Source organism: Acidiplasma aeolicum (assembly GCF_001402945.1).
In the GTDB taxonomy this organism is placed as follows: domain Archaea; phylum Thermoplasmatota; class Thermoplasmata; order Thermoplasmatales; family Thermoplasmataceae; genus Acidiplasma; species Acidiplasma aeolicum.
Genome location: NZ_LKBG01000216.1, coordinates 1 through 535 on the forward strand (window position 1 = coordinate 1; position 535 = coordinate 535).

Annotated in this window: 1 protein-coding gene; it reads right to left on the reverse strand. The window is 41.1% G+C overall.

Going from position 1 to position 535, the window contains the following annotated elements:
• Positions 1-535, reverse strand: a 535-nt coding sequence (locus tag AOG54_RS04665) for an amino acid permease (RefSeq protein ID WP_156324214.1), incomplete at both ends; no start/stop codon positions are given.

Genomic DNA, 535 nt, shown 5'->3' on the forward strand with positions numbered 1-535 from the left:
ACAGGTATGCCGGCTCCTGACCAGTTAAACATGCCTGTGAATGCAATTGACAATATTGCATAAACAGCAACAACGATAATTACTGTAAATATCATTGCACGTGGAATTGTTTTTGCCGGATTTTTAACCTCGCCTGATGGTATGACAACCCCCCCAAATCCAGTATATGCAAAGAAGTCAAGGGCCATGGCAAGACCGAGACCTCCCAGGCCAAACGGTAAAAATGGTGTGAAATTCGCAATTTTAAACACAACAAAACCCACAATGGCAAATATTACAAGAGGGACTATCTTCCCAAATGTGGTGACTATTGAAAAGATTGTGCCAAATTTAACACCAAGAATATTAATAACGGTAAACACCGCCAGTGCAATAAGTGATATTGCTATGCCAAGCGGCGTTAAAACCAGACCAACGGATAATCCAGGAACATAATAACCTGTGTATGTAATAAATATATCGATAATGGCAGCCGTGCCTGTGAATGCATATATAAAATACCCCCAGCCAAGCACAAAGCCTGTATCATTGCCCA